Annotated in this window: 27 protein-coding genes and 1 pseudogene; 21 read left to right on the top strand and 7 right to left on the bottom strand. The window is 51.6% G+C overall.

Annotated elements, in window-relative coordinates; all coding sequences use genetic code 11:
* Positions 1 to 5 precede the first annotated feature (5 nt).
* From KGP21_RS27375 to KGP21_RS27320, 12 genes and pseudogenes are all read left to right on the top strand, one after another.
* The gene (locus tag KGP21_RS27375) at positions 6 to 380 is read left to right on the top strand and encodes a phage tail protein (protein WP_223535853.1); all 375 of its coding nucleotides are present in this window, start codon (positions 6 to 8) and stop codon (positions 378 to 380) included.
* Entirely contained in the window at positions 377 to 775 is a 399-nt protein-coding gene (locus KGP21_RS27370) for a hypothetical protein (RefSeq protein WP_223498988.1), read from the top strand. The genes KGP21_RS27375 and KGP21_RS27370 overlap by 4 nt, the downstream gene beginning before the upstream one ends.
* On the top strand, positions 775 to 930 hold the full coding sequence (locus KGP21_RS27365; protein ID WP_223498987.1) for a hypothetical protein: 156 nt from the start codon (positions 775 to 777) through the stop codon (positions 928 to 930). Before KGP21_RS27370 ends, KGP21_RS27365 begins: the two co-directional genes overlap by 1 nt.
* On the top strand, positions 920 to 3,160 hold the full coding sequence (locus tag KGP21_RS27360; protein ID WP_223498986.1) for a phage tail tape measure protein: 2,241 nt from the start codon (positions 920 to 922) through the stop codon (positions 3,158 to 3,160). Before KGP21_RS27365 ends, KGP21_RS27360 begins: the two co-directional genes overlap by 11 nt.
* A 41-nt stretch (positions 3,161 to 3,201) precedes the next feature.
* Positions 3,202 to 4,512 (top strand): DNA circularization protein, encoded by a 1,311-nt coding sequence (locus KGP21_RS27355; RefSeq protein WP_245398477.1) that lies wholly within the window; start codon positions 3,202 to 3,204, stop codon positions 4,510 to 4,512.
* On the top strand, positions 4,496 to 5,698 hold the full coding sequence (locus tag KGP21_RS27350) for a phage baseplate assembly protein (RefSeq protein WP_223498984.1): 1,203 nt from the start codon (positions 4,496 to 4,498) through the stop codon (positions 5,696 to 5,698). The genes KGP21_RS27355 and KGP21_RS27350 overlap by 17 nt, the downstream gene beginning before the upstream one ends.
* Positions 5,699 to 5,708: 10 nt before the next feature.
* The gene (locus KGP21_RS27345; protein WP_223498983.1) at positions 5,709 to 6,371 is read left to right on the top strand and encodes a phage baseplate assembly protein V; all 663 of its coding nucleotides are present in this window, start codon (positions 5,709 to 5,711) and stop codon (positions 6,369 to 6,371) included.
* A 53-nt stretch (positions 6,372 to 6,424) separates the two neighbouring features.
* On the top strand, positions 6,425 to 6,775 hold the full coding sequence (locus tag KGP21_RS27340) for a phage GP46 family protein (RefSeq protein ID WP_223498982.1): 351 nt from the start codon (positions 6,425 to 6,427) through the stop codon (positions 6,773 to 6,775).
* Positions 6,775 to 7,845 (top strand): baseplate J/gp47 family protein, encoded by a 1,071-nt coding sequence (locus KGP21_RS27335; RefSeq protein ID WP_223498981.1) that lies wholly within the window; start codon positions 6,775 to 6,777, stop codon positions 7,843 to 7,845. The genes KGP21_RS27340 and KGP21_RS27335 overlap by 1 nt, the downstream gene beginning before the upstream one ends.
* Positions 7,842 to 8,414 carry a YmfQ family protein gene (locus KGP21_RS27330; protein ID WP_223498980.1) on the top strand — a complete coding sequence of 191 codons (573 nt, stop codon included), beginning with the start codon at positions 7,842 to 7,844 and terminating at the stop codon, positions 8,412 to 8,414. The genes KGP21_RS27335 and KGP21_RS27330 overlap by 4 nt, the downstream gene beginning before the upstream one ends.
* A 506-nt stretch (positions 8,415 to 8,920) precedes the next feature.
* Positions 8,921 to 9,607, top strand: a pseudogene (locus KGP21_RS27325) (phage tail protein); the annotation flags it as partial.
* Positions 9,607 to 10,170 (top strand): tail fiber assembly protein, encoded by a 564-nt coding sequence (locus tag KGP21_RS27320; protein ID WP_223498979.1) that lies wholly within the window; start codon positions 9,607 to 9,609, stop codon positions 10,168 to 10,170. The pseudogene KGP21_RS27325 and the gene KGP21_RS27320, both read left to right, overlap by 1 nt.
* Here the strand turns inward: KGP21_RS27320 and KGP21_RS27315 are convergent.
* Complete coding sequence (locus KGP21_RS27315) at positions 10,163 to 10,558, bottom strand: DapH/DapD/GlmU-related protein (protein ID WP_223498978.1); 396 nt, start codon at positions 10,556 to 10,558, stop codon at positions 10,163 to 10,165. The genes KGP21_RS27320 and KGP21_RS27315 overlap by 8 nt on opposite strands.
* A 601-nt stretch (positions 10,559 to 11,159) precedes the next feature.
* Here KGP21_RS27315 and KGP21_RS27310 point away from each other — a divergent pair.
* Positions 11,160 to 12,011, top strand: a complete 852-nt coding sequence (locus tag KGP21_RS27310; protein ID WP_021807381.1) for a helix-turn-helix domain-containing protein — start codon at positions 11,160 to 11,162, stop codon at positions 12,009 to 12,011.
* Here the strand turns inward: KGP21_RS27310 and KGP21_RS27305 are convergent.
* The 3 genes from KGP21_RS27305 to KGP21_RS27295 are packed head-to-tail and all read right to left on the bottom strand — an operon-like array spanning position 12,001 to position 15,336.
* Positions 12,001 to 13,788: an ATP-binding protein gene (locus KGP21_RS27305; protein WP_021807382.1), complete on the bottom strand. Its 1,788-nt coding sequence runs from the start codon at positions 13,786 to 13,788 to the stop codon at positions 12,001 to 12,003. The two genes, KGP21_RS27310 and KGP21_RS27305, sit on opposite strands and share 11 nt — an antisense overlap.
* Positions 13,785 to 14,279, bottom strand: a complete 495-nt coding sequence (locus KGP21_RS27300; protein WP_024527650.1) for a molybdopterin-dependent oxidoreductase — start codon at positions 14,277 to 14,279, stop codon at positions 13,785 to 13,787. Before KGP21_RS27300 ends, KGP21_RS27305 begins: the two co-directional genes overlap by 4 nt.
* A 22-nt stretch (positions 14,280 to 14,301) precedes the next feature.
* Complete coding sequence (locus KGP21_RS27295; RefSeq protein ID WP_218520160.1) at positions 14,302 to 15,336, bottom strand: glycosyltransferase family 9 protein; 1,035 nt, start codon at positions 15,334 to 15,336, stop codon at positions 14,302 to 14,304.
* A gap of 237 nt (positions 15,337 to 15,573) precedes the next feature.
* Between KGP21_RS27295 and KGP21_RS27290 the strand changes: the two genes are divergently transcribed.
* Positions 15,574 to 16,116, top strand: coding sequence for a hypothetical protein (locus KGP21_RS27290; RefSeq protein WP_223498602.1), 543 nt, complete (start codon positions 15,574 to 15,576; stop codon positions 16,114 to 16,116).
* A 285-nt stretch (positions 16,117 to 16,401) separates the two neighbouring features.
* On the opposite strand, the gene KGP21_RS27285 is transcribed toward KGP21_RS27290, so the two are convergent.
* Positions 16,402 to 17,532: an RNA-guided endonuclease TnpB family protein gene (locus tag KGP21_RS27285; protein ID WP_141234362.1), complete on the bottom strand. Its 1,131-nt coding sequence runs from the start codon at positions 17,530 to 17,532 to the stop codon at positions 16,402 to 16,404.
* Between the two features lie 186 nt (positions 17,533 to 17,718).
* Here KGP21_RS27285 and KGP21_RS27280 point away from each other — a divergent pair, with 186 nt between their 5' ends.
* Positions 17,719 to 18,006, top strand: coding sequence for a hypothetical protein (locus tag KGP21_RS27280; protein WP_223536633.1), 288 nt, complete (start codon positions 17,719 to 17,721; stop codon positions 18,004 to 18,006).
* 169 nt (positions 18,007 to 18,175) lie between these two features.
* Here the strand turns inward: KGP21_RS27280 and KGP21_RS27275 are convergent, their stop codons facing one another.
* Together KGP21_RS27275 and KGP21_RS27270 are read right to left on the bottom strand one after the other, a co-directional pair.
* Positions 18,176 to 18,688: a hypothetical protein gene (locus KGP21_RS27275; RefSeq protein WP_223498599.1), complete on the bottom strand. Its 513-nt coding sequence runs from the start codon at positions 18,686 to 18,688 to the stop codon at positions 18,176 to 18,178.
* Complete coding sequence (locus tag KGP21_RS27270; RefSeq protein WP_223498598.1) at positions 18,661 to 19,479, bottom strand: winged helix-turn-helix domain-containing protein; 819 nt, start codon at positions 19,477 to 19,479, stop codon at positions 18,661 to 18,663. Before KGP21_RS27270 ends, KGP21_RS27275 begins: the two co-directional genes overlap by 28 nt.
* A gap of 527 nt (positions 19,480 to 20,006) precedes the next feature.
* On the opposite strand from KGP21_RS27270, the gene KGP21_RS27265 reads away from it, so the two are divergent.
* From KGP21_RS27265 to KGP21_RS27240, 6 genes are all read left to right on the top strand, one after another.
* Complete coding sequence (locus KGP21_RS27265) at positions 20,007 to 20,507, top strand: hypothetical protein (RefSeq protein WP_218520164.1); 501 nt, start codon at positions 20,007 to 20,009, stop codon at positions 20,505 to 20,507.
* 146 nt (positions 20,508 to 20,653) lie between these two features.
* On the top strand, positions 20,654 to 21,217 hold the full coding sequence (gene fimA, locus KGP21_RS27260) for a type 1 fimbrial major subunit FimA (RefSeq protein WP_094982423.1): 564 nt from the start codon (positions 20,654 to 20,656) through the stop codon (positions 21,215 to 21,217).
* 214 nt (positions 21,218 to 21,431) lie between these two features.
* Positions 21,432 to 22,136 carry a fimbria/pilus periplasmic chaperone gene (locus KGP21_RS27255; RefSeq protein WP_115159366.1) on the top strand — a complete coding sequence of 235 codons (705 nt, stop codon included), beginning with the start codon at positions 21,432 to 21,434 and terminating at the stop codon, positions 22,134 to 22,136.
* Between the two features lie 81 nt (positions 22,137 to 22,217).
* Entirely contained in the window at positions 22,218 to 24,827 is a 2,610-nt protein-coding gene (locus KGP21_RS27250; RefSeq protein WP_223536631.1) for a fimbrial biogenesis usher protein, read from the top strand.
* Positions 24,827 to 25,348, top strand: a complete 522-nt coding sequence (locus KGP21_RS27245) for a fimbrial protein (protein WP_021807393.1) — start codon at positions 24,827 to 24,829, stop codon at positions 25,346 to 25,348. The genes KGP21_RS27250 and KGP21_RS27245 overlap by 1 nt, the downstream gene beginning before the upstream one ends.
* Positions 25,349 to 25,366: 18 nt before the next feature.
* Positions 25,367 to 25,870, top strand: coding sequence for a fimbrial protein (locus KGP21_RS27240; protein WP_037376519.1), 504 nt, complete (start codon positions 25,367 to 25,369; stop codon positions 25,868 to 25,870).
* Positions 25,871 to 25,873 lie beyond the last annotated feature (3 nt).

The raw sequence follows: 25,873 nt of genomic DNA, 5'->3' as shown, positions 1-25,873 counted from the left end.
ACCGCATGGCGCTTGAAGAATACGTCGGTTCGATTGTGCTGGAGATTGACAGCCAGGAAATCGAAATCACCGACCTGGATGTACAAATCGCAACGGGCCGCAAGCTCGTTAAAACGATGAACAAAACCGGTAAGGCAAAAGGCTTTTCCCGGGGTATCGCGACCTATGAACTGTCTGTATCGGCGGTTATTCCTGATACCGACGAGCCGGACTGGGAGGGTCTGGAAGGCGTGAAGATCTCCATTTACCCCCTGAATAACAGCGGTAAACGGACGTCATACCTGGATTGCTTCACCGTGGAGGTGGGTGAGAAATATACGGTCGACAATGAAGCTAAAGTCGATATCAAACTGGCTGCTTTGAGGAAGGTTGACGCATGACACAGGTCAAGACAGAGACCGGGACCCTGCTGGATGGGATCCCGTTCGGTGACACCGTCCATTGTGAATTTGAGATCCGCTTGCCGGTGATGAAGATGACCGGCCAGGCCCTCGAAGACACGGAGGAAAAATACGGCACCATTGAAGGCTACGCGGCTGATTCGTTCTACAGAACGGCGGTTTTTGCGTTGGCGCTTATTCGCCTCGGCGATATTCCTGCTGAGGCGCTGACGGCGGAGCTGTTAAACGACAATCTGACCGAAGACGACTATGACGTACTGAGTGCAGCGATTAAGCGACTGAAGGTAAAGCGGAACGGCGGGAATCCCGGCTCGCCGGGATCAGACTCGCCGCCCTTGCCCTCGGGCGATACGGCATCACCGAAGAACACATAATGCAGATGAGCCGTCCGGAACTGGACGGCAGACTGGCGGCCCTCAGCAAACTGAACGGCAACAAGCCCGGTAAAAAGGATCCTGCCGTCACTCACAAGTCCTTTAAGTCCCGCAGAACGAAACGTAAAAAAGGGAAAACGCGCAATGGCCGGTAACTTCAAAGTTGGCATGACCCTGACGGCAAAGGATGACGCCTCTGCGGTACTGGCCAAGGGCCTGAAACTCACCACCAAAGCCGCTAGCGATGCGGAAAAGGCGGTTGGAAGCGCTGGCGACGCGGCGAAGAAAAGCAGCGAGCAAGGTGCTCGAGGGGCCAGAACAGCGGCGGATGAGTCCCGACGCGCTGCGGCAGCCCGTGAAAATCTTGGCGTTCGTGCCGAGCGTACCATCCAGCGAGAAATAGCCCAGACCATCGCCAGTTACAACCGACTGACGCGTAGCGGCGTTGTATCCGCCCAGGAGCAGGATAAAGCCTTCAGGTCGATGAAAGGCCGCATCCGGGAACTGCGCCAGGAAATGCGCGGATTCAGCCGGGTGGCTGAAGCCAAACGCATTGGCGGTAATACCATGAGCATTGCGGGAGGGCTGGCCGCTGGTGTCGCCATGACAGCCGCCCCCGTAAACCGTCAAATGGTTTATGAACGCCAGCTCTCCATGATGGCGAATACTGCATTCAGCGACGGCGGCCAGGCCGGGCGGTTGGCGGGACGTGACAAGCTGAAAACCAGCATTCGCCAGGCTGTCGGTTACGGTGGTGGCACCAAAGAAGACGCCTCGGAAGCGATGAACCAGATGCTGGCCAGCGGCGTGGTGTCTTATGACTCTGCGAACACGCTACTGCCGGAAATTATGAAAAGCGCCACCGCCTCCGGTGCGTCTGCGCTCGACCTTGCCACGCTGGCCATCAAGGGAAAGCAGTCTTTCGGCCTGAAGGATGAAGACATTTCCACCATGTTGAATATGTCCATCGCCGCAGGTAAAGCCGGTAACTTTGAACTCAAAGACATGGCTCGCTGGCTGGCACCACAGATGGCCACTGCGGGGGCTGCGGGGATGAAGGGCATGGACGACTTCGCCAAGCTGTTGACCCTGAACGAAGTCGCCGGGGTCACGGCAGGCAGCAGCGACGAAGCCGGGAATAATGTCGTCAACCTGCTGGCCAAACTCACCAGCCGTGAGGCGGCAGACTCCGCTGCCCGTATCAAGATCAACGGCCACGGCATCGACTTGCCTGGCACACTGGCGAACGCCCGTGAAAAAGGGATTGACCCTATCGAAGCATTCTCCCGGGTAGTGGATAAGGTTGTGGGCAGCGATAAACGCTATCAGCAACTCCAAGCGAAGATGGCCAGCACGAAAGACGATGGCGAACGCAGAGCCGTGATGGAGTCGATGGCCAGTCTTCTGGAAGGGAGCGGCGTTGGTAAAATCATGGCAGATCGCCAGGCGCTGATGGCCTTGCTGGCTTACCGTAACAATCCGGAATACCGAAAACAGGTCGAGGCTGAGATTAACCAGCAGCGCACCTTGCCTGTCGGCAAACGGGCCGGGGATGAAGATTTTGCTTTTATTACAAGCACCAACGATTACAAGGTTGAGCAGGCAAAGAACACGGCCGATTTTGCGCAGATGGACAGCGTAAAAAGTCTGGCCGATGCGGCGGGGGCAGCGTCGGGAAAATTGACAGACCTGGCGCAAGAATTCCCGGGGTTGGCGACTGCCGCCGCCGGGGCGGCGACCGCTATCCAGTCGATGACCGCTGCGGCAGTGGCCTTTGCAGGACTCAAGTTTATTAGCGGAGGGGGGAAAGGTGATGGCGGGTTATCAGACACCGTCGACAGTCTGAAAGACACCGCTGGCGTCGCGGAAACACTGGGCATAGGCGTTTCGGGTGCGCTCGGGGCAGCGTCAAAAATAGCCGGTCCCGCCATGGCCGTGACCTCTATTGCCACGTTTACCACGGATGAGGAAGATACCGCATTAAACGGCAGCGAGGAACGCTGGAAACAGATCCGCGCCAACTACCCGCAGTCCACCATCGACGCCGCCCGGAAAAAATACCAGCCCTGGTATCAGTTCGGAGAAGGTTACTCAACGGAAAACGAGCAATGGATCCAGCGTTATCTGGCCGACCAGCAGAGCAGCGCCGGGAATGCGTCCGTTTCGCCAGACCAGGTCACTGCCGTCACGCAAGGAGGGAGCGGTCAAGGTACGACACCCGGGGTGAGGAACAACACGCCCCCTCAGCAGGCACAAGCCGGATCACCGCCCACGACCCCGGTTAATGTCACGACACAGTTGGTCGTTGATGGCCACGTTCTGGCGGAGGCGGTCAACGCCTACAACGTGCAGGACGGTAACAGAGGCACAGGAGGATCCCAATAATGGGCTGGGCTGACAATCTGCAAATCGCATCATTCAGGGGCGTGACGTTTGACGTCACGGCCACAAACGAACAAATCAGCCGCGACCACGCGCAGTATGAATACCCACACGTCGACGGTGCAGACGTGAAGGACCTGGGGCGCAAGCCAAGGACGTTCCGCTTGACGGCGTTTCTGTGGGGTAATACTTACGAATACCGGTTACAGCGCTTGATGGCGGTCCTGGACGAGCCTGGCGACGGCGAACTGATCCACCCGGTCTATGGCTCTGTCCCGTCAGTCATCGTCACCCGTTACGACATCCAGCACGATGCAGAGGCTCCTGACAGCTGCACGGTGGAGCTGAACTTCCTGGAGAACAGAACCGGGTTCAGGCTGTTCAGCACGGCATTACCGGAGATGTTCGGCAGTGCATTATTCGACGAACTAGACCAGCTCACCGACGAGTTGGGCGACTTTTTCGCCGCGATCACTGCGCCATTAAATACCGTTAACAGTCTCATTAAACGGGGTAAAACCATTGAGTCCGCACTCATTAACACGCTGTTGACCTTTAAAAGCGACGTGCGCTTTAGCGCCGAGCAGTGGGTCGGGCTGGCCAGTGCCCCTGATACGTTTATTCAGGAGCTGGGCAACGTTCTGGAGGTTCACACGGCGAACGTGGCCAGCGCAGTGCCCTCACTGGCACTGTCCGCTCCCGTGACGACACTCGGGATAGCTCCCCGCGCCCCTGACGTGGCAACGCCATCGACCGTGATCTCCAGTTGGAATGAGATTGTCAGCGACATGGACAGCCTGGTCGACTTGCCGGAGTCCTTTATTAATGGCGACGTGACCCCGAGCGTCCCGCTGCCATCGGGTTCGTCGCTGTCTGACGTGCAGGACGTTAAAGCGGCGTATTCCATTTCAGCCGTGGCGGAGTTGGCCAGCGCGGCCTGTGCGATATTATCAGATGAAGCACAGACAACCTTACTCACACCTGACGATATCGAACGGCTGGTCCACGACGTCCGCACCCGGATCCAGTCTGCCATCACGTTCTTGCGTTCACGTTACGAGCCAGCGCGGGCGCTGATAACCGAAACCACGGCACCGGTCGGGATCATGTGGCTGACGCTGGTCGACCGACTGGAGACCATCGGGCTGGCCGTACAAGGTTTAGGTCTGCTGGTCCTGTCGCGTCGACCACCGCTGACGCGTAAACGCGTCCAGACCGATAGCTGTCTGCGCCTTCTGGCGCATGACTGGTACACCGACCACAACCGCGCAGCAGAGTTGCTTCGCCTCAATCCACAGGTTCGGGATCCGAACCTCATCACCGCCGGGATGGTTCTCAATGCCTACGCAAAATGATGACCGGGAAGTGATCAGCCTGGTCATTGCTGGCCGATCTCACGCCGACTGGTCAAGCTATCGCATCGACAGCGATTTTCTAAAGCCTGCGGACGCCTGGCAATTATCGCTTGGCCTGCCGGATAAGGTCTTTCCGGCGGACATTGTGCGCGGCGCGATCGTCAGGCTACAGGTGGGCGGTGAGACCGTCCTCAGTGGTCGGATTGATACAGTCAGCCGCATTGTCTCCCGGCAAAACTATTCGCTGGCACTGAGCGGGCGCGATGACGCGGCCATTCTGGTCGACTGCGCCGCGCCGGTGTTCAGTGCCAACCAGCTTGGCCTGGACGACGTGATCGAGAAGATAGTTCGCCCCCTGGGGATCGGTAATATCCGCATACAGGCCGACAGTGCGCCACGTAACGACAAGGTGACGATCGAGCCGGGAACACGCGCATGGGACGCACTGGAAAAAGCCGCCGCCGGTCGCGGTCTCTGGCCCTGGATGGCGGCTGACGGGACGTTAATCGTCGGTGGCCCTGACTACTCGGCAAGCCCGGTCGCTACGCTGGTTCTGAAGAATGACGGTGCGGGTAATAACGTATTATCCCTGGAAGATAACCGCTCCATGAATGGCTGTTTTTCAACGCTGACCGCGCTGGCACAGAGCCACGCCCGCAGCGCAGACAGTCAGAGTGATACCGCGCCGCTCCCCATCGATATCTGGGACGATAACGGTGGCGTCAGACGCAACGCCGTCAGCGACAATACCGTTGACAGCCAGACAGGCACCCACAATATGAAGGCCGTCGCCACCGACCCAACGGTGTCGTATTACCGTCCGCAGATCATCACCCTCGGGGACACCAACAACAGGGAGCAGGTGAACTACAGAGCAAAAAAAGAGATGAGCGACGCCCGTCTGTCAGGCTGGGATATCAGCGCCGAGGTAGCGGGCCACAGAACCCCGGAGGGCATCCTGTGGGAACCTGGTCAGCGGGTCCGCATTGTCAGTGAACCCCACGGACTGGACGCCATTTTCTTCCTGATGGGTCGCCAGTTCAGTGGAGGGCGCAATGGCCAGACCACCCGCCTCAGATTTAAAGAGGATGGCGTGTGGATCCCCGACGCGTTCCCGCGTGAGAAAAAACGCCGCCACCGCCGTGGCAAGAAAGACAATAACGACGTGGCCATTGTGGACGTATAAGGGGATTACGATGTGGCAAAAAGTGAATCAGCGCATTGCGCAGGCGCTCCAGAACATCCGTCAGGCGTTCCGTGTGGTCACCGGCTCAGCCAACAGCACAACGAAGGTCCAGATGATCCAGCTCAGTGGTCTGGCCGGGGAGCGGCTGGACGGGGCGGAGTATTTTCAGCACTACGGCTACACCTCCAACCCGCCCGCCGGGTGCATGGGAATAGCTGTCCCGCTCAATGGCCAAACGTCCCACACCGTCATCGTGGCGACTGAGCACGGCGGCTACAGACTGACGGCGCTCAAGACCGGCGAGGTGGCACTGTATACCGATGAGGGCACCCGCATCGTCCTCAAGCGCGGGAAGATTATCGAGGCGACCTGCGACGTCTACCGCGTCAAGTGCAAAACATATGAGGTGGACGCCGAAGAAAGCGCCGACTTTACGACGCCTAAAGTCACTGCCAGTCAGCAGGTTATCGCAACGGGGAAAATCAGCGGTAACGGCGGTATGGACATCAAAGGCGGTGGTGATGGCGCAACGGCAACGTTTGAGGGTACACTCCGCCAGACCGCTGGCAATTATGAGACAGATGGCGACGTGAAAGCCGGAACCATTTCACTGACGGGTCACGACCATCCAAACGGCAACGGCGGCAAACCCACTGGTCACCCCATCCCCTAAACGCTGAACCCCCTCAGCCGCTACTCCCTGGTCCATGCTGCCACACTGGCAGCATGGACCAGAATATTTCCCCCACGACCGGCGATTACACTCACAGCCGGATTGACTCACTTCAGAACGCGGTTTATCTGCGCCTTGAAACTCCGCTCGGGAGTTACTGGGCAGACCCCGCGCTGGGGTCGCGTCTCCATGAACTGAAGCGGGATAAAGACCTTCCCCAGGTCAGGCTGCTGGCCATTCAGTATTCAGAGCAGGCGCTTCAGCCATTGTTGAATGACGGACGTGCGCAATCCATTACCATCGACGCGCAAAAGGGTCCGAAGGGGTGGCTGTTCTTGAGCGTCACGGTTCAAGACAGCGCTGGCTCGCCCCATACGTTCAAACACCCCGTAAGGATCACCTGATGACGTTCCCTGTCCCTACTGTTGCAGAAAGCACAGCCCGCCAGCTGCGTGATATTAAAAACGCGCTCCCGGATGAAAACATCGATACCGGCACCGACAGCGATTATGGCGTCCGCGCCAATGCAGTGTCCGGCGTAGCGGATGGTCTCTATGCTCACCAGGGCTGGATCGTCCGTCAGATTTTCCCCGATACCGCCGACACCGAAAATCTGGAGCTGCATTGTCGACAGCGTAATATTTACCGCAAAAAAGCCACCCATTCGTCAGGCAACGTCACGATCACCGGCACGGTCGGTGAGGTGCTCGAAACAGGCGCACAAATCCGGGGGGAAGGCGTCAGCGTGTCGACCACTGAAACCTGCACCATTGGCGATGATGGCACTGGCCAGGTCGCAGTAAAAAGCACGGCAACCGGCGTCAGCACCAACACGACAACGGCAAAGACAGCGACGCTGGTCAGCCCGCCTGAAGGCATTAACACTACGGTGACGGTTAATCCTTTGGCGGGTGGCACCGAGACAGAATCGGACGCCAGCCTGCTGGCGCGTTACCTGGACATCCTGCGCAAGCCTCCTGCGGGCGGGAACAAGTACGACTACAAGCGCTGGGCGTTAGAGGTCGAGGGAGTCACATCTGCCTATGTAGCGCCGCTACGGCGAGGGCTTGGAACCGTGGACGTGGCCATTACGTCAAATAATGAACTGCCGCCGCAGGCGCTGATAAACGCCGTTCAGTCCCATATTGATGAAATTCGCCCGGTCACCGCGAAGGATACGTTGGTACTGGCTCCGACGAAAAAGGCGGTTGATTTTGTGGTTCAGTCTGCCGTCACTGGTCTGACGATAGCGCAGGTCACGCCCTTGGTTCAGTCGGTCATTACTGACTTTATGAACCGATTGGAGCCTGGGCAAACACTTATTGTTTCCCAGCTCGAAACCGAAATTTCACTCATTAGCGGCATAACCGACAGGAAAATAATAACGCCTGCCGGAAATGTCCCGGCAATGATTGACGCGACAAAATGGGAATGGCTGCGCCCCGGGAATATCCGCGTGGAGCCACTGAAATGAACACGGTTGATTTATTCCGAGCCTTGTTGCCGCCGCTCAGTTATGACCCTAACGGTCAAAATCTCTCTGCTGAGTTAACGGCGGAGGCGAATTTGATGGACACGGTTCGAGCGTCAGCGGCCAGCGTTCTGGCATCCATTACGCCATTTTATTCATCGGTGACGCTCTCTGATTGGGAGCGGGTTTATGACGTGGTCCCGCGTGATGGGGCTACGCAGCAGGAACGCCGCCAGAATGTGTTGGTCAAGATGGCTGCCACAGGGGGGCTGTCTATTGCGTACTTTACCAGCCTGGCCGCCAGTCTCGGTTACACCATCACTATCAGCGAACCCCGAGCCTTTCAGGTCGGGGTTAACCGGTGTGGTGAACGTCTTTATATCGAAGGGATGCGCTGGGTATGGCAGGTGAACGTTTTGCAGGCCGTTACCCCGAAATACCGATTCCGGACGGGAGCATCGGCAACGGGTGAGCCATTGTTAGCGTTCGGTGAATCTATTTTAGAAAGCACATTTAAGGACCTTAAACCGGCCTTTACAGATTGTTATTTCACGTATGAGGATGACAAATAATGCAAGGCTTAATGCCACCGGTCAATACGCCGGATAAACTGTTCCACGATGGCGATCCGACGCAGGGGATTGAAGGAACCATCGTCACCGCTGAATGGATGAATAACTCACAGGGTGCAGTCCGTGACGCTCAGCAGGAAATAATCAACGTGCTGAAGTCTGCGGGTATTGAAGCTGACCCCGCCAAACAAGACCAATTACTGGCGGCAATCAAGAAAATCACCGGCACGGCTACGGAAGGTTATATCAAACGTGGTGAGTTTGGTATTGGTGGCGAGACGCAAGAGGTTTCTAAAGAAGATACATTAACAGTGATTAAAGGGATGGCAAGCGGCAACTATGCTGTCAATGCGCCTTCACTTGACATGCCTTCAACAGCCGTTTCCTATGAGCTGGATTGGTCATTAATGTCAGCCATTGGTAACCGGTCTGGGGTTTTGATTGCCAGAGCATTGACCGATAAGGGACAGGTTAACGATAAACACTGGCGAAACTCGTTGCGTAATGGAGTTTGGCAAGGGTGGATAATGATTTTCGATGAGGCTAACCCACCTCCGGCTCCTGATGGATTACTGCCTGTTGGCTCACCTATCCCTTGGCCAAGCGATACGCTTCCTGCGGGTAATGCGTTTGCATTTATGCAAGGTCAGACGTTTGACAAGGTCAAATATCCTAAACTTGCCCTTGCCTATCCTGGTGGTGTAATCCCGGATATGCGCGGATGGATGATTAAAGGTAAACCGGCCAGTGGACGAAATTTATTAAGCCAGGAGCAAGATGGCATTAAGTCGCACACGCACGGTGGTACAGTCAATGCGACAGATTTGGGAACAAAGACAACGTCAGCTTTCGACTATGGTTCAAAACAAACAACGGCGTTTGATTACGGTAGTAAAGGTACTGATGTTCAAGGAAGTCATGCGCACACATATTACCAACCAAATTATCCTGGAGGAAATGGTGCGTCAGGTAGCCAGTTTTCTTTATCATCTACTCCAGCAACAACGTCATACGCAGGAGAACATGCCCATGCCATCTATATTGGCGCTCATGATCATTGGGTCGGTATAGGTGCACACAGTCATACTTTAGCTCTTGGAAGCCATACACATGGATTGACCATTAGTGCAGTGGGTAATGTGGAAAATACCGTCAAAAATATCGTCTTTAACTATATTGTGAGGTTAGCATAATGTTTGAAATGTCAGGTGAAGCGCAAACCATTAAAGTTTATAATTTCATGGCTGATACAAAGGAGTTTCTCGGTGTCAGCGACTGTTATATTCCTGCTGGTACAGGACTCCCCGCTTATTGCACAGTTATAGAAGCTCCCAAAGCCGCTGAAGGCTGTGTTGTTTGCTTTGACAACGATGAGTGGCAACAGAAAGAAGATCATCGAGGGAGGATAGTTTGGGAGAAATCCACGCGTAGAGAGATGGTTATAGAAAAGCCAGGCCCAATCCCTGATGCTTTAACGACACTGAAGCCCACATCAGATTATGATGTTTGGGACGGGAAAGTATGGGTTAAAGATGAACAGGTCGAAAGAAATCAGATTATCAGTAATGCTGAAGGTAAAAAGAGAATGCTTTTAGCTATTGCGACAGAGAACATCAATACCCTTACTGATGCTGTTGAGTTGGAGATGGCTACAGATGAAGAGAAAACGCAACTCATCGCCTGGAAAAAACACCGTATTGAGTTAAGTAGAGTTGATGTAAATGAAGCACCAAATATTGACTGGCCCGTCATTTAATGCATCGTTTGAACACTGCCGGACTTCCTGCCCATAATTCGTTGGATGGGATGTCTGATTTTACGACGCTATTTGCTGCAATTACACTATTATCACCGATAGTTACACCAGGTAAAACAACGACACCAGCGCCGATCCACACATTTTTACCAATTGATATAGGTTGTGAAGTTGTTCTGTGTTCCCCTAACCGTCCATCAGCTGAGACAGGGTGAGTAGGAGTACACAATTTAACCTGCGGACCTAATAATGAACTATCACCAATGATAATCGATGCGTTATCAAGGAATACGCATCCAGTGTTGATATATACGTTTTCTCCCAATGATATGTTACCAAACTCAAAGTAGAAAGGAGGCGTGATAGTGAACTCTTTACCTACAGTCACGCCTGTTTTCTTGAATAATTCGCGCCTGCGCCTTCCGGATAAATTGACGCTGTTAAAAATCAAACAACATTTTTTCGGAGATAATTTTTTCCGAAATATCGATAAGAAGTGTTGCAACAATGTACCCTCTGCTATCTAGATAGAAACCATAGCATTCTAATGGAAAGTGGAAGGGGGAGCCAGTGTTAGAGCATCTTTACGTTGCGGCATACCTTTATAGGCTTTTGTACTCTACAATCTCCCGCCTACGCCTTTGTGCATTACTCAATGCCTTTAGAACCGCTCCATCTTTTGCTACATCAGGCTTAGGTATCGCACCTTTGAGTCAGGCCACTCGAACCATTCATGGGAAACGGAACGCCCGGCGTTGCCGCAGTGACGTCAATGTGACGCTTTATTGGAATGAAAATTTGATGTGGATTGCACGAGAATTGAGGAAGCCCCTCAGTAAATTTAATTAGTGCATTCAATCCCGGACTGTCCGAAATTTACTTTTTTTCGCACTCTGAGGCAGTCCAGAACTTATTGCAAAACAGTCCAGAAAATTTCGCCGCGCTACACAAAGCGACTGAAAAATCAGCGAGATATATCGAAGGATAACATGTTTAACAATCATCAAAAATTCGATTCGCAGTCGATTGCAGGCAAGGTCAGGGAACTCTTTTTGCAACATGGGATCGGCAAGCGACAACATGCCAAGGAACTCAGCCGCATTTTGGATCTGAGTTTTTCCCATGCTCACCGCAAGCTGAAAGGCCAGAGCCCATGGACGCTGGAGCAAATCAACAGCGTGGCACTGGCCTTGGGAGAAACGCCAGCCTCCATCGTCGACATTCTCCCCGAAAGCGAGTCTGTTGGGTCCACTGTGGCACAGGATGCCATCTTTTCTGTGGCCGGGGTGGCGTTACCTTGCGTGGCGCACATTAGCAGCGAACTAGTGGGCAGCAAGCAGGCCGAGTTTGTTGGCTTGCAGCAGGATGGGCAGTGGATCGTTTATCGAGCTGGCGAAGCCCCACAGGGCAAGTATTTTGCTGTCGAACTGATCGAGATCCGCCCCGGCCTTAGCGAGGACGATCGCCTGAGCATTGCAGTATTGGACGATGCACATCAGGCCGCTGATGAGCTAACCAAGTATCTCAATAGCCAAGGATTTAACGCGGTGGCTTTCTATGACGTCAGCAGTTTCTGCCAGGCGTTGGCCAAAAGCCCGTTTGATGGCTACGTGGTGGATTGGTTGATAGGCCATGAGACGGCGCAGACATGCATCGAAACCATTCGCACTTCCGATCATGCGGATGCGCCGATCCTGGTGCTGACCGGCCAGTTGGGCACCGATTTGCGTGAGTCAGAGATTGCCAGAGCAATGCGTGATTATGACGTGCTCGGCCCGTATGAAAAGCCGGTGCGGCTCCATGTGATCGAAGCCGCACTGCAACGGTGCTTTAATCTGTAGCGACAAACAGCGACGTGAGTGAGGTGGATAGCGCCTCCATGCGTACCGGTTTCATCAGGTAATCGTCAAACATGGCGCGTTGCTCGCTAGGGAGCAGCTCCGGCGTATAGGCGCTGATACCGATAATCGGGATATTACGGTTCGGGCCACGCTGGTCACGCAACTGTTGCGCCACTGCCACACCATCGATGCCGGGCATTTGCAGGTCGAGCAGCAAGGCATCGTAAGGCCGCCGCAACAGCTTTTGCAGCGCACGTTCCGACGAGTCACACAGCTCATATTGATAGCCCAACTTATCCAGCAGGGCGATAAAGGCCATGCCTGCGGCAGGATTGTCGTCCACCACCAGGATTTGCTGCTCTTTTTTCAACAGCGTCGCTGCCGGACGTGGGCTTTGCTCCGGCAACTGTTCTTCACTGATCTCAACGGGGATGCTGACGATAAAGGTGCTGCCTTCTCCCACTTCGCTGTACACCGTGATCGTGCCATCGAGCAATTCGACCAGGCCGTGGACGATCGCCAATCCCATGCCAACCCCGCTGTATTGGCGAGTATTTGACTGATCGAGCTGGGTAAAGGGCTCGAAAATCTGCGGTAGCAGGGCATTGTCGATACCGATGCCGGTATCCGTGACTTCAATGATTAACGAGCTTCCCGCCGGTTGGCTACGCAGGCAGCTGTGCAGCGTGATGGTGCCGCTTTCGGTATATTTAAAGGCGTTGGTCAGCAGGTTAACCACGATTTGCCGAAGCCGCTGAGGGTCTGAATAGACCTGCGCATGGGTAAACTCCACTTCACGTACCAGTTTGACCCCAGGTTTATGGGTCAGCATGGCGATTTCATCCGTCGTTTCGTCGATCACCTGCTGGGCATTAAAGGGAACAATGCGCAGCTCCATCATGCCGCTGTCCAGGCGTGCATAATCGGTGAGATCCTTCATCTGGCTTTCTATCTGCTCGGCGGCGGTTTCCAGCCGGTGGAAGGTATCCTTGTGCTCATGGGATACGCGGGTATTGGTCAGCACATCAATGGCGGACATAATGCTTTGCAGCGAGGTGCGCAGTTCATGGCCGATGGCCCCGAGGAAGGCGTTTTTGGTGCGGATAGCCTTTTGCTCTGCGCGAATGGCCTTCGACTGCTGGCTGATGGTTTGGCGCTGCTGGCGGATGACGATCAGCGTGATGGCAATCAGCGCGATCACCGAGAACATAATGATCACCAGGCCATAAAAGATGATGTGCCTTTTCTCGATAAAATCTTCGTAAGCGCCGGTGCGCTGCTTCACTTCAGCGTGGTCCGCCAGGTTGGCCATCATAATCGCGGAGGGTTTGATCTGTTGCATGGCTTGCGAAATCAGCCCCAGATCTACCTGAGGGCTGTTGACCAACTGATCCAACTGGGTAATTTCATTGCGCATCCGTTCAACGAGCTCGGGATATCCAGGCTCGTGATACAGCGGCAGGGTCGATTCTGACGGGCGGGCGAGCACCGAATAGCGAGAATAGAGAATATCGAACCTTAGCCTCAGGTTATCGATATCCACCTGATTGGTACTTTTTTGCTGTTCCACCAGGGTTTCAAATTCCGCCAGCTTGATGGCGAACTTGGCGATCGACCAAGAGTAGTTTTCCTGCGTACCGGCAACGGCATACAGCCCTTTTTTGGACAAGGTGGCACTGTAGTAATACAGCGTCACCGTCGAGGCGAGCAGGAATAAGGCGGCAAAAATGGCCGGAATGGCCAACCTGCCGCTGTCTTTGAAGCGGACTAACTTCATTTAATTACTATCCTGTTGATCTGCCAGATAAAGCGCGAGTTATACAGCGGAGAGTTGAGCTCCGCGCCCCCGGCATCGCGGGGATAGATCAGAAACAGCGGCCCGAAATCGCGCACCTTTAACATTTCCCCGCCCATTTTATAGGCCAGGATCATATTGTATTTAGCCACGTCCGAGATGGGCACATCAATATAATAATCGTTCAGCGCGTAGAGCGTCATCATGGTGCCTTCGGCCCCCACTTTAGCCAAAATATCTGCCAGCAATACGCCATCGAATTTTACTCTTGGCGTCCACGACGTGGTGGTCGTGATGCTGTGGACCGGCATGGCAAACAGCTCTTTATCGGTAAAGACATAGGTTTTGTTCTCGGCGTCGGTGGTGTTTTTAATCTTGCCGCCAACTTCCAGGGTAAAGCTGAGTGCGCTGGTTTGGGTAATGACCAAAGCCAGCAGGGCAAATGCGGTATTTCTTATTGCGGTCAACAGCATCGGTAGTTCTCCAGACCGGGGATCAGGCCCACGGCAATTCGTTTAGCATCAGGGTAGTAAAGGCTAGTTCGACCTGCTCCAGGTCATGCTTTCTGGCGCTGGCCTGCACGTTGTTCAGCTCGGGGATGGCAAAATAGACAGGCTGACATAAAGGATAGTCTCGCACCCGCAATTCGGGAGCGATTGAGGTAAAGAAGGCGGTGGTTGGCACATCGTAACCAGCGGCAATATGCACCGCAGCGGTATCCGATGTCAGAACATAGCGGGCATGCTTCACCCAGGCCAGGAAATCCGCGGTCGTGGTGGAAAGCGGTTGAATATCCACATAATGCGGATGATCTACCGCGCCAAATCCTAGCACTGGGCAGGCAAATTTCTCCCACAGGGCATTCACCAGTGGCACATGGGCACTGGCCGGAATGCTGCGTAACGGCGTACTGGCGGTGGGGCAAAACAGCACGTAGGGCTTGTTCTGCCAGCGTTCAGGTAATGGCGGCAGACATAGTTTTTGCATCCAGCGGTTGGCTTTCGCCGTAGCAGGAATAGCGGTAGGTTCAACGCCCAGCGCCTGCAGAAAAAAATCGATCATCGGCAACGTGGTGAAGGCTGGCCAGAACAGTTGATTACCGGCATCGATACACAGTTCTTGTTCTGGAATATGCTCTGCCTTCCACGGCAGCCAACGGAGATCCGCCACCACGCCTGCCGCCAGATGATAAAGCTGATCGACATAGTGGGGCGCGCGCCCTGGCCGATAAATAATAGTGTGCAAGTTGGGATTAAACTCGCGCAGAGCCTCAAGTGCAGTCAGGCCAATAATGGAATCGCCCAGCGTTACGCCCATGCCATTAATGATGTGCACGACAGATTCGTTGCAATAATCCACGTTGAAAGGGGCCGCAGCGGCATTGCGGATACCGCGGTAGCCAGCCAGGCTAAAATAATCACCGGAAAAACTCTCCTGTTGTTCAAGATCCCATGAGGCGACCATGACGCCGTCTGCCGTCAGCAAACTTCCCCGGTGATATAACACTTCATCCTTTGTTAACACTTCCATTATTTGTCCTGTCTACGAAGGCGTGGCTAAGGCTAGGAGGAATAGGCAAAAGAATGGCAGAAAACGCCGCGCTTTGCAGGTGAGAATAAGCGAAATAGCATTAAAAAGATTGGAGTTTACGCCTTACCTGAATAGCCGCAGGAAGGCAGCCCCAATAGATAAGATGTCATCCGTGTTATTTTCCGCTAGATTGAGGTGATTTTGTGGTCAATGGATAATGATAAGCAGGATAATGAGATGAAAAATAGCGTAATGGCCTTGGTTTTGGTGATGATGGCTGCCACTGCCGTTCAGGCTGAAGAGACCGCCGTGGTGAAAGACAGCGTGAAAAGCGTGGTCTCTGGCGTCATTGCCTCAGGTAAAGATGCTCTCAGCGGTCTGAAAGATGGCGTGGATGATGGCCGTCAGTCAGGTAGCAGCATTGATGGGGCCATCATTGTGACCGACAAAGACAATCTGGTTAAAAATGTCACCGCATCGGTTTCCGCCATTGAGAAAGTCGCGCTCCAAGAATATAAAGTGACCCTTTCCCTACGTAATAAAACCGACAAAATCGTACGTCTTAGCAATCTGAATGAAAGTAAATCATTGATGCTGTTAGACAAGGAGGGGTTTGTTTCACCACTGAAAACCGCATTGGTGCCTGGGGATGCGAATATTACCATCCCGGAAAATGCGGCAGTCCGAGTGCGGTATGTTTTTGCTGACGTTGAAGACACGCCTGCCATGCTGCGCCTTTATGGATTGGATATTCCGGTCCCCGCAGTCGTAAATCAGTAAGCTAAACCATCTGGTGTCCGTGATCGATTGATTCTGGATCGCGGCCTGGCCTGGTAACCGCCCACCAACGTTGACCTATTACCGCCCGTCTGAAAACGACCGGGGTGGCAATTTGTCGTGCCTCCGTTTTTTGACGGGCAAAAAAGGAGCCTTGAATCAGCCAGTATTTGGCCTTGATGGTGGGCGCGCTGGCATTGTTTGATAGAGCGGTAAAGTAAACCAGGGGCCAGATATTGGCTGCTCCAAGCCCTAAAGGACGAGGATTCCCACTTCAACGAGCCGAACCTAAGCCGCGTGCTGCGATTCAGGATTTACAGGCTCTCCGTGGGCTAACACTGCCAGCCCGGCAGCTTTGATATTTCGGGCCGCGTTGATATCCCGATCATGGTCTTCCCCGCATTCAGGGCAGTGCCAATTACGAATATCAAGAGGCATTTTTTCCATGGTGAAGCCGCAACTGCTACAGCGTTTTGAGGTTGGGAAAAACGGGTCGATAGCGACAACGCTACGCCCCGCCCATGCGCCTTTGTACTGTAGCTGGCGAACAAGTTCGCTCCAGCCAGCATCTGCTATCGCTCTAGACAGCTTTGGATTGCGGAGCATGTTTTTTACCTTAAGGGATTCGACGCAAACAACTTGGTTTTCGTTAATCAGTTTGCGGGACAACTTGTGCAGGTTATCCATCCGGCAATCGGCGATTTTCGCGTGGAGTCGGGCGACCTTTAAGCGCGCTTTGGTTCGGTTTTTCGAACCTCTGGCTTTTTTGCTTAATCTGCGCTGTAGCAACGCAAGGCGTACAGCGTATTTAGCTGTATGGCGGGGATTGCTGGTTTTGAGTCCAGAGTCGGTGACGAACAAATCTTTTAAGCCAACATCAATGCCAACTGTTTTGGCACTAAGCGGCAGTGATACAGGTTCAAACTCACAAAGGCAGGAGACGAAGTACCTACCGGTAGCATCTCTGGAAAGGGTGACGGTAGACGGCACGGATGGCAACGGGCGTGACCAGCGGACATCAAGAGGCATTTTGCTTTTAGCCATGTACAACTTGCCTTCACGGTATTTAAACGCGCTGGTTGTCAATTCTGCCGTCTGCTTGTGGCGTTTGCTCTTGAAAGCCGGATATGCAGCCCGTCCAGCAAAGAAGTGAGTAAATGCCGCTTGTTGGTGCCGCAAAGACTGCTGGAGGGGTACGCAGGAGACGTCATTCAGCCAGGTGAACTCAGGCTCTTTTTTGAGAGCAGTAAGGCGCGCATTGGCCTGTATGTAGCCGATTTTTTCCTGTCGTTCGTAGTACGCATCAGTGCGCCAGTGAAGGATTGAATTATAGACGAAACGCACGCAGCCGAACGTCTGAGCTAAAAGCGCAGACTGTTCCGGTGTTGGGTAAAACCGATACTTATATGCACGTTTCATGGATCCACATACTAGAGAGGAAAATGTGATTATGCCAAACCACGTTAGTCTGAAAACAGCCTCCTTTCCTCCCCGGCCTGAAGGTCGAGGTTTCTCGGAAGCATCCTGAGGAATGACCCGCGCTCCGGGGTTATCAAATCCAACCGGATCGTATTCCCCGACGGTATCAAGGCCGGTTATCTATGGGTGGAACAAGGGAAAATAAGCGGTTTCGCCAGCCACTTTTCCGGTTGCTGCATCGACCATAGTCATCGGATCATCATGCCCGGCTTTGTCGATATTCATGTGCACGGCTGGGGGCAGGGTTCGTTCGGCGGCAAGGGCAATAAGGAGTCGCTGAAGTGGATGAACCACGATTTGGTCAAGGCCGGTGTCACTTCTTACCTGCCCACTTCCGGCATGGGCATACAGATTATTGTGCTTCAATTGGCAGACATAAAACCACCGTCATATTGGATTTTGTCACCAGTCTGAGGCCGCTTGAGCGGCCTGGGTTTGCTGCAGACTCTCGCCAGTTTCACTGTCTCCCTCCATCAGGGATATACCGACGCTTTTGGCGCATTTATAGTGACGCCCCCTTAAAGCTGTTTATCAGGCCTGACGATGTGCTCGTGGCACAGCTAACAGACCTCTTTTCTTGGGGTCAATCATCGATATTCCGGCAATAGAAAGAAGGCAAAAAATATCGGCCGAAAATATAGCCATTAGGATATTGAGGTTGGATGAAAAAACCACTGCGTATCCCTTTTTGATACCAAATATCAGGCAGGAAGGTATCCACTTTTGCGCCAAAAAGTGTACTCTGAGAAAGGTTTACTATATCTTCTACGTAGATCTTATAAAAAGATCCACTTTGAATGTAATCAAACGAAATATCCCTGCTTATAATTCCAGCACTCTCTCCGTTTTCATACAATTTACCTTGTAGGAAAATCATGCCATTACCTTTCTGCATAAGATATCTTAACCTGAGGGAAAGTATTTTGTCATCTTTATGTATATTTACATTTGCGTAGCAGGATATTCTATTGTGCTGAGTGTATAAATACCTTCTTAATTCTAATACAGATAGTGAACTAATGGCAAAAATAGCCATGATAATTAAAGGGATTTTCAGTTTTCTTATGCTTAATCTAGATAAAATTCTGTTGAACATTCGCCACCCTCCTGAAATGTACTATCACATGTGATAATGGCCCGATAACCAATTTGCTGTCTTGAGGCATAATAAACTTTTTCTCCTTTATTGCAGGAGAATTTTTTACTTTTTAAAAATGATGTGACGCTCTCTATGGAGTTAGTATTGTTGGAGAGGTAAATATCACATGGGTAGCCACTGTTCATATGGTGAAAAGTATCAAAGAACCTACCCGAATTTATATTTAAAATGAGTCCTGTTATGCAGCCAAGGGTGAGGGTTAATAATAAAATAGCATAGAAACCTCTTCTCTTTGACTGGGGGGGGTTGTTGGTTGGGGACTCAATGGTATCTTGCTGAGTATCCTGGCAGGCCACCTCATCTATCGTACCTTCCAACGGCAGAGTTCTTGTCTCTACACTGCCTGATGAAAGCTGTGTCTTTAAAATAATTGAGGTTTTTTTTTCTATAACCAGACCTCTTCTATATCTTGTTGCAATTACATCATCCAAGCCAAGTGTTGAAAACGCCTTTCTGATGGTGAGTATCGTCTGGTAAAAGTTATTGTCAGAAGCGATAACGCCTCTTTTTTTCCAGATACTGTCCATTAGTTCTTCTCTGGGGATTATCTGCCCCTGACGTGAGATAAGAGTAGAAAGGCACTCTGTTGCTGTACTTAAAAGTTTAATCTTCTCATCATAATTTTTTGAAATGAGTACGTTTTCATCGGGTATGAAGTATACTTTTTGGTCAATGAGGTAAATGCAGCGATTGCTGATTTCTGCATCTTCTTTATCTACGTCGTTCATTTTTTGCCTTATCAAATCATCACTTAAGTTTCATTTAAGATTGTATGTTGAGCAAGAAAACTCCATTTTAAATTACCTGTGGACAAATTGGTTTATGTTTTTAAAATCATTATGTTAGGCGAAATCTAAGAAGGAGTTAATAACTTTATAGGTTCATTAATTTATCATATGATCGCATTTTTTTAAGCAAAATGCACTTTAGGAAAAATCTTAAAATTATAAGAATCTCAGATGATTATTTTTGATTTTTTTTGATTATTTTAAGTGGTGTTACGATGATACTGTGGTTTCCATTGAGAGGGACCTTGGGTATTTGATGACTAATATGGTGCGGGACTTTCTACCCGCGTAAAAATGTATGATGTCATAATTACCTGCCAGATTTCTGCGTGGTTAAGAAAACTATGTATGCTAAGAAAACAAGATTCATAACATGGAGTGACGATCATTTTTTTATATCTGGCCTGAAATCTTTGCATTCGGAATGGAGATTCATTCAGTCGAGACGTTTTCCATCAGAGAAAAAAATGCGTAGTGCACTTAAGAAAACATCCGAAAATAGTATATTTATTGTAAATGTAAATATGGAAAATATTCATTTTTTCTCAAAAATTTTAGGGTTTTTGTTAGCGAATGATATTCTAACAGTTTGTTTTATCGACGTTCCTGTGAAGGTCAGGCCGAATCCAAAGGGAAGTGTGTTTTTTTTATCCTCAAAAACGGAAGTTTCTGAAGTTGTAAGCTTTATTAACGATGTTAAAACCAATAGAGCGGATAAAAGACACGTTAGAGAAAAAATGTTTTTGTGGCAACGGTTTACTGCTGACGAGGTCAGTATCATGCGCTCGATGATTAATGACGGTATGGACATCAATAGAGTCTCTAAAGTGCTGCTGATGAATTCAAAAACCGTTTATAGGAAAAGGAATAATGCATTATATAAAGCCGGGCTGTCTAATCTTAATGACTTAAGTATGCTTTTGTTTAAGTTTCTCTGGCTTTCTGATAAGGCATTAAATCATCATTAATTCATTCAGGTAAGTAACATCGTTACTCACTGAGTACATGATGTTTTGAAATGGTATTTTCAAGAATTCCGTATAGTTATATGGATATGCACCACACCACCTTAGTTTAAATAAGGTTATTCACTCATATGTTTAAAGGAATACACATGAAAATTAATAAACTGGGCGCCATTGCACTGTCAATCCTGGCCTTGAACTCTACATCCGTATTGGCTGCGGAAGCTGGTGCGACGAAGAGCATTGTGAATGGAGGTAAGGTTTATTTTAAAGGGGAAGTAATTAACGCAGCTTGTGCTGTAGACGCGGGCTCTATCGATCAGACCGTTCAGTTAGGCCAAGTGCGTTCCGCAAAACTGGCTAAAGCAGGCGACACCAGTCCGGCGGTTGGCTTCAATATTCAGCTTAACGATTGCGATACTGCTGTTTCGACTAAAGCTTCTATTGCTTTCTCCGGTACAGCGGTTGACAGCACTAACACTACCGTACTTGCAACGCAGAGTTCAACTTCCGGTGGGGCAAAGAATATCGGTGTACAGATCCTTGATAAAACGGGTACTCCGCTGGTATTGGATGGCTCAACTTTCAGCACTGCGATGGCTCTGAATGATGGCAGTACGGCTGTTCCTTTCCAGGCTCGTTTCTACGCTACTGGTGCAGCAACGGCCGGTACTGTCAGTGCTGATGCCTCCTTTAAGGTGCAATACGAGTAATCCATTTGCCAGGCAAGGAGGCATTCAGGGCCAGGATGGCCCGTTATACACAATAAAACTGGGATGATAACGATGCAGAAAGTGAAATCGGTATTCTGCTATCTGTTTTAGGTAATTGCTTGAGCATCACCTTACCAAAGGGAGCCGCCAGTATTGGCTCTCTCTGAACTACCAATAAGAAACAGAAAATAACGACGAATAAAAAGGGAAATATGTGAGAAAAATACTGGAGATAACGCGCTGCTTATTCGTGGGATGTTTGATAATTGCCGCCACCGGCTTTTCCGTGCGTAGCGAAGCGAGTGTAGCGCTGGGGACCACCCGGGTTATCTATCCGGCGGGCCAGAAACAGGTTGCGCTTGCGGTCACCAATAATGAGCAGGACAGCACCTACCTTATTCAATCATGGGTGGAAAATGCTGAAGGTGGCAAAGACGGTCGCTTTGTCATCACTCCACCGCTGTTTGCCATGCAGGGTAAAAAAGAGAACACCCTGCGCATTATCGATGCCACTAATAATCAGCTACCGCAGGATCGGGAAAGCCTGTTTTGGGTAAACGTTAAAGCGATCCCATCGATGGATAAATCGAAGCTGAGTGAAAACACGCTGCAATTGGCAATCATCAGCCGTATCAAGCTCTATTATCGCCCAGGGAAACTGAGCCTGCCGCCGGAGTTGGCAGCGGAAAAACTGACATTCAGCCGTAGTGGCTCAACGCTGACGCTTCACAACCCTACTCCCTATTACCTGACGGTCACGGAGCTGAAGGCTGGGAACCAGGTGCTGGAAAATGCGCTGGTACCACCGATGGGTAAAGCTTCGGTGACGCTTCCTGCCAACGCTGGCGGCGAAATCACCTACCAGACGATTAATGACTATGGCGCATTGACTCCAAAAATGACGGGCGCACAGCAATAACCAACAGGGAAGATCCCAGCGGTTTGTTCCCTGGGTATAAAGAAAGAACTGACAGCCGGCCAATTTCAGACCGGAGGGACTATGTCGCAGCTAAAACATGGAACAGGCCATTTAGGCTCACGGTTCAATATGCACTTCAGCCAGTATTCGGGGCGTTTTTTTATCGCCTTATTGGCGACGATACCGACATATACAACACCAGCCGAGCTTTACTTTAATCCCCGTTTTCTGGCGGACGATCCTGCTGCTGTGGCAGATCTTTCCGGGTTTGAAAATGGTCAGGAAGTGCCGCCTGATACTTATCGAGTAGATATCTATCTTAACGACGACTTTATGACCACTCGTGATGTTGCCTTTAGTGCGGGTGAAAACGGTCTCGGTCTGGTTCCGTGCCTGACCGGCAGCCAGCTCGTTGGCATGGGCGTCAATACCTCCGTAGTCAGTGGTATGGATACGTTCGCGCCAGACGCCTGTGTCCCCTTGACCGATATGATCGAGGGGGCCACAAGCCGTTTCGACGTCGGCCAGCAACGTCTTTATCTGACCGTACCACAGGCCTTTATGGGTAACCGTGTGCGTGGTTATATTCCGCCTGAGCTCTGGGATGAAGGGATTACTGCCGGCCTGCTGAACTACAACTTTACCGGTAATAATATTGGTGATGGCAGAAATAATGCTTATCTGAACCTGCAAAGTGGATTGAACATGGGCTCCTGGCGGTTGCGCGACAATACCATTTGGAGCTACAGCAGAGGTGGTTCATCCGACAGTAAAAATCAGTGGCAACACATCAATACCTGGATAGAGCGCGGTATTACCTTACTACGCTCACGTCTGACGGTGGGTGACAGCTATACCAGCAGCGACATTCTTGGCGGCATTAACTTCCGTGGTGCGCAGTTGGTCTCCGATGACAATATGCTGCCAGAAAGCCAGAGGGGCTTTGCGCCGGTTATTCATGGTATTGCCCGTAGTACGGCACAGGTGTCGATCACGCAAAATGGTTATGAGACTTATAACATTACGGTGCCACCTGGGCCGTTCACCATCAACGATCTTTATGCGGCAGGCAACGGTGGCGATCTGCAGGTCACCATAAAAGAATCTGACGGTACCAGCCAGGTATTCAGCGTGCCTTATTCCTCTGTGCCGATGTTGCTGCGCAGCGGCCAAATCCGCTACAGCGTAGCGGCGGGTGAATATCGTAGCGGCAGCAGCCAGCAGGAGAAACCCAAATTCATCCAGAGTACGCTGATGCACGGTATGCCGGCAGGCTGGACGCTGTACGGTGGCACCTTACTGGCGGATCGCTATCGGGCGTTTAACTTTGGGTTCGGCAAGAATATCGGCGATTTCGGTGCCTTCTCGCTGGATATCACGCAGGCAAACGCCATGCTACCCGACGACAGCGAGTATCAGGGGCAGTCGCTACGTTTCCTCTACAACAAGTCGTTTAATGAGACCGGTACAAATATCCAGTTAGTGGGCTATCGGCACTCGACACGGGGTTACTACAGCTTTGCAGACACCACTTACCGGCGAATGGAGGGCTACAGTATAGATACCCAGGATGGGGTTATACAGGTGCAACCCAAATTCACTGATTACTACAATCTCGCCTGGAACAAACGCGGTACATTACAGGCCAGTTTGACCCAGCAGTTGGGGGGGGCAGCCACCTTCTATCTGAGCGGCAGTCGCCAGACCTACTGGGGGACCGGCAAGGCTGACGAACAGCTGCAAATGGGACTGAATGCCGCAGTGGACAACATCAACTGGACGCTGAGTTACAGTCTGACCAGAAGCGCCTGGCAGACAGGCCGCAACCAGATGTTGGCTTTCAACGTCAACATCCCCTTCAGCTACTGGCAGCGCACCAACAGCCAGTCAGTATGGAACAGTGCCAGTGCAAGTTACAGCATGTCTCATGATCTGAACGGTCGGATGAACAACTTTGCCGGCCTCTACGGTACGCTGCTGGAGGATAACAACCTGGGTTACAGCGTGCAGACCGGTTACGCCAGCGGAGGCGATAGCCGTAGTAACGGTACGGGCTATGCGGCGCTGAACTACCGTGGCGGTTACGCTAACACCAATATTGGCTACAGCCGCAGCGACGGTTTTAAGCAGCTGTACTACGGCGTCAGCGGTGGTGCACTGCTTCATGACAATGGCGTCACCTTGAGCCAGCCGCTGAACGATACGGTGGTGCTGGTGAAAGCGCCTGGCGCGGGCGGCATCAAAGTTGAAAACCAGACCGGTGTTCGCACGGACTGGCGCGGTTACGCCGTACTGCCTTATGCCACCGACTATCGCGAAAACCGGATAGCGCTGAATACCAATACTCTGGCCAATAACGTCGAGCTTGATGATCCGGTGGTCAGTGTTGTACCTACCCACGGCGCGGTAGTGCGCGCTGATTTCAACGTCAGAGTCGGGATAAAAATTCTGATGACGTTGATATACAACGGCAAGCCAGTGCCATTCGGTGCCCTTGTAACATCCGAAACCAACCAGGGCGGCAATATCGTCGACGAGAACGGTCAGGTTTATATGAGCGGTATGCCGCTAGTGGGCAAGGTTCAGGCAAAGTGGGGCCATGGACAGGACAACAGTTGTGTGGCTGATTATCGCCAGCCGAAAGATAGCCTGAACAAAGTGCTGAATCAACTGACGGTGGTGTGTCGTTGATGAAACTTAACCTGTTTAGTGCGCTATTGGCTTGTTACATATGCTCGGCCGTTGCCACCGATAACTCCATTTCTCTTTACGGAAACATCCTGAATAACACCTGCGCAGTGGCAGGTGAATCGAAAGATTTTACTGTCGATCTGAGGCATAACGTCGCTAAACAATTTCACACAGTAGGCGCGACGACATCACCAGTACCATTCCGTATCGTGCTTTCCCCGTGCGGAAGCTCGGTAACGGCGGTAAAAGTCAGTTTTACCGGTACTGCGGATAATGACAACACAAGTCTGTTAAAGCTCGACAGTGGTGCGGCTGCTGCTGCGGGAATAGGCGTACAAATTCTGAATAGCCAGCAGACGATGTTGTCGCTCAATGCCACATCGTCATCAATATCATGGACGACGCTGACACCAGGACAAACCAACGTACTTAATTTTTATGCCCGTTTGATGGCTACCCGGATGCCGGTCACCGTCGGGCATGTCAATGCAACGGCAACCTTTACGCTTGAATTTCAGTGACAGGAAACTGATATGAATATGAAAAATAGGAATGTGTACCCTCTGCTATTGTCCGGGCTACTGAGCCTCGCCAGCCCATTACAGGCTGCTGACGTGACTATCACGGTTAGCGGTAAAGTGGTAGCCGGCCCTTGTACCGTTTCAACCTCCAAAGCTTCTGTTGCACTAGGTGACATATACAGTTCGGATATGATCTCCGCGGGTGCCGCATCGGAGTGGAAACCCGTTACCCTAAGCCTGACGGGTTGCCCCATCGGAACGTCACAGGTGACAGCGACATTTAGCGGGACGGCTGATGCGACCGGTTATTATAAAAATATGGGGACCGCGGGTAATATTCAGATCGAACTGCAGGACGATAAAGGAACCAAGCTGAATAATGGCATTAAAAAGGCAGTATCGGTCGTCGATGCTACCAAGTCGGCAAGTTTCCCACTCAAAGTCAGAGCACTGTCTGTAAACGGTGCGGCTACCCAGGGAACTATTCAAGCGGTAATTAGCATTACCTATACCTATGCCTGATTG

Origin of the sequence: Serratia sp. JSRIV004 (assembly GCF_019968705.1) — a bacterium.
Taxonomy (GTDB): domain Bacteria; phylum Pseudomonadota; class Gammaproteobacteria; order Enterobacterales; family Enterobacteriaceae; genus Chania; species Chania fonticola_B.
The sequence above is the reverse complement of the archived record's forward strand: the minus strand, read 5'-3'. Positions and strand labels throughout refer to the sequence as shown.

What these genes read in the sequence shown, in the direction of transcription:
- KGP21_RS27245 (WP_021807393.1), top strand. Translation starts at nt 24,827, where the DNA reads ATGAAACTTAACCTGTTTAGTGCGCTATTGGCTTGTTACATATGCTCG.
- KGP21_RS27275 (WP_223498599.1), bottom strand. Translation starts at nt 18,688, where the DNA reads ATGTTCAACAGAATTTTATCTAGATTAAGCATAAGAAAACTGAAAATC.
- KGP21_RS27375 (WP_223535853.1), top strand. Translation starts at nt 6, where the DNA reads ATGGCGCTTGAAGAATACGTCGGTTCGATTGTGCTGGAGATTGACAGC.
- KGP21_RS27350 (WP_223498984.1), top strand. Translation starts at nt 4,496, where the DNA reads ATGCCTACGCAAAATGATGACCGGGAAGTGATCAGCCTGGTCATTGCT.
- KGP21_RS27240 (WP_037376519.1), top strand. Translation starts at nt 25,367, where the DNA reads ATGAAAAATAGGAATGTGTACCCTCTGCTATTGTCCGGGCTACTGAGC.
- KGP21_RS27305 (WP_021807382.1), bottom strand. Translation starts at nt 13,788, where the DNA reads ATGAAGTTAGTCCGCTTCAAAGACAGCGGCAGGTTGGCCATTCCGGCC.
- KGP21_RS27265 (WP_218520164.1), top strand. Translation starts at nt 20,007, where the DNA reads ATGCGTAGTGCACTTAAGAAAACATCCGAAAATAGTATATTTATTGTA.
- KGP21_RS27330 (WP_223498980.1), top strand. Translation starts at nt 7,842, where the DNA reads ATGAACACGGTTGATTTATTCCGAGCCTTGTTGCCGCCGCTCAGTTAT.
- fimA (WP_094982423.1), top strand. Translation starts at nt 20,654, where the DNA reads ATGAAAATTAATAAACTGGGCGCCATTGCACTGTCAATCCTGGCCTTG.
- KGP21_RS27310 (WP_021807381.1), top strand. Translation starts at nt 11,160, where the DNA reads ATGTTTAACAATCATCAAAAATTCGATTCGCAGTCGATTGCAGGCAAG.
- KGP21_RS27295 (WP_218520160.1), bottom strand. Translation starts at nt 15,336, where the DNA reads ATGGAAGTGTTAACAAAGGATGAAGTGTTATATCACCGGGGAAGTTTG.
- KGP21_RS27360 (WP_223498986.1), top strand. Translation starts at nt 920, where the DNA reads ATGGCCGGTAACTTCAAAGTTGGCATGACCCTGACGGCAAAGGATGAC.
- KGP21_RS27370 (WP_223498988.1), top strand. Translation starts at nt 377, where the DNA reads ATGACACAGGTCAAGACAGAGACCGGGACCCTGCTGGATGGGATCCCG.
- KGP21_RS27270 (WP_223498598.1), bottom strand. Translation starts at nt 19,479, where the DNA reads ATGAACGACGTAGATAAAGAAGATGCAGAAATCAGCAATCGCTGCATT.
- KGP21_RS27345 (WP_223498983.1), top strand. Translation starts at nt 5,709, where the DNA reads ATGTGGCAAAAAGTGAATCAGCGCATTGCGCAGGCGCTCCAGAACATC.
- KGP21_RS27335 (WP_223498981.1), top strand. Translation starts at nt 6,775, where the DNA reads ATGACGTTCCCTGTCCCTACTGTTGCAGAAAGCACAGCCCGCCAGCTG.
- KGP21_RS27250 (WP_223536631.1), top strand. Translation starts at nt 22,218, where the DNA reads ATGTCGCAGCTAAAACATGGAACAGGCCATTTAGGCTCACGGTTCAAT.
- KGP21_RS27300 (WP_024527650.1), bottom strand. Translation starts at nt 14,279, where the DNA reads ATGCTGTTGACCGCAATAAGAAATACCGCATTTGCCCTGCTGGCTTTG.
- KGP21_RS27285 (WP_141234362.1), bottom strand. Translation starts at nt 17,532, where the DNA reads ATGAAACGTGCATATAAGTATCGGTTTTACCCAACACCGGAACAGTCT.
- KGP21_RS27365 (WP_223498987.1), top strand. Translation starts at nt 775, where the DNA reads ATGCAGATGAGCCGTCCGGAACTGGACGGCAGACTGGCGGCCCTCAGC.
- KGP21_RS27290 (WP_223498602.1), top strand. Translation starts at nt 15,574, where the DNA reads ATGAAAAATAGCGTAATGGCCTTGGTTTTGGTGATGATGGCTGCCACT.
- KGP21_RS27320 (WP_223498979.1), top strand. Translation starts at nt 9,607, where the DNA reads ATGTTTGAAATGTCAGGTGAAGCGCAAACCATTAAAGTTTATAATTTC.
- KGP21_RS27340 (WP_223498982.1), top strand. Translation starts at nt 6,425, where the DNA reads ATGGACCAGAATATTTCCCCCACGACCGGCGATTACACTCACAGCCGG.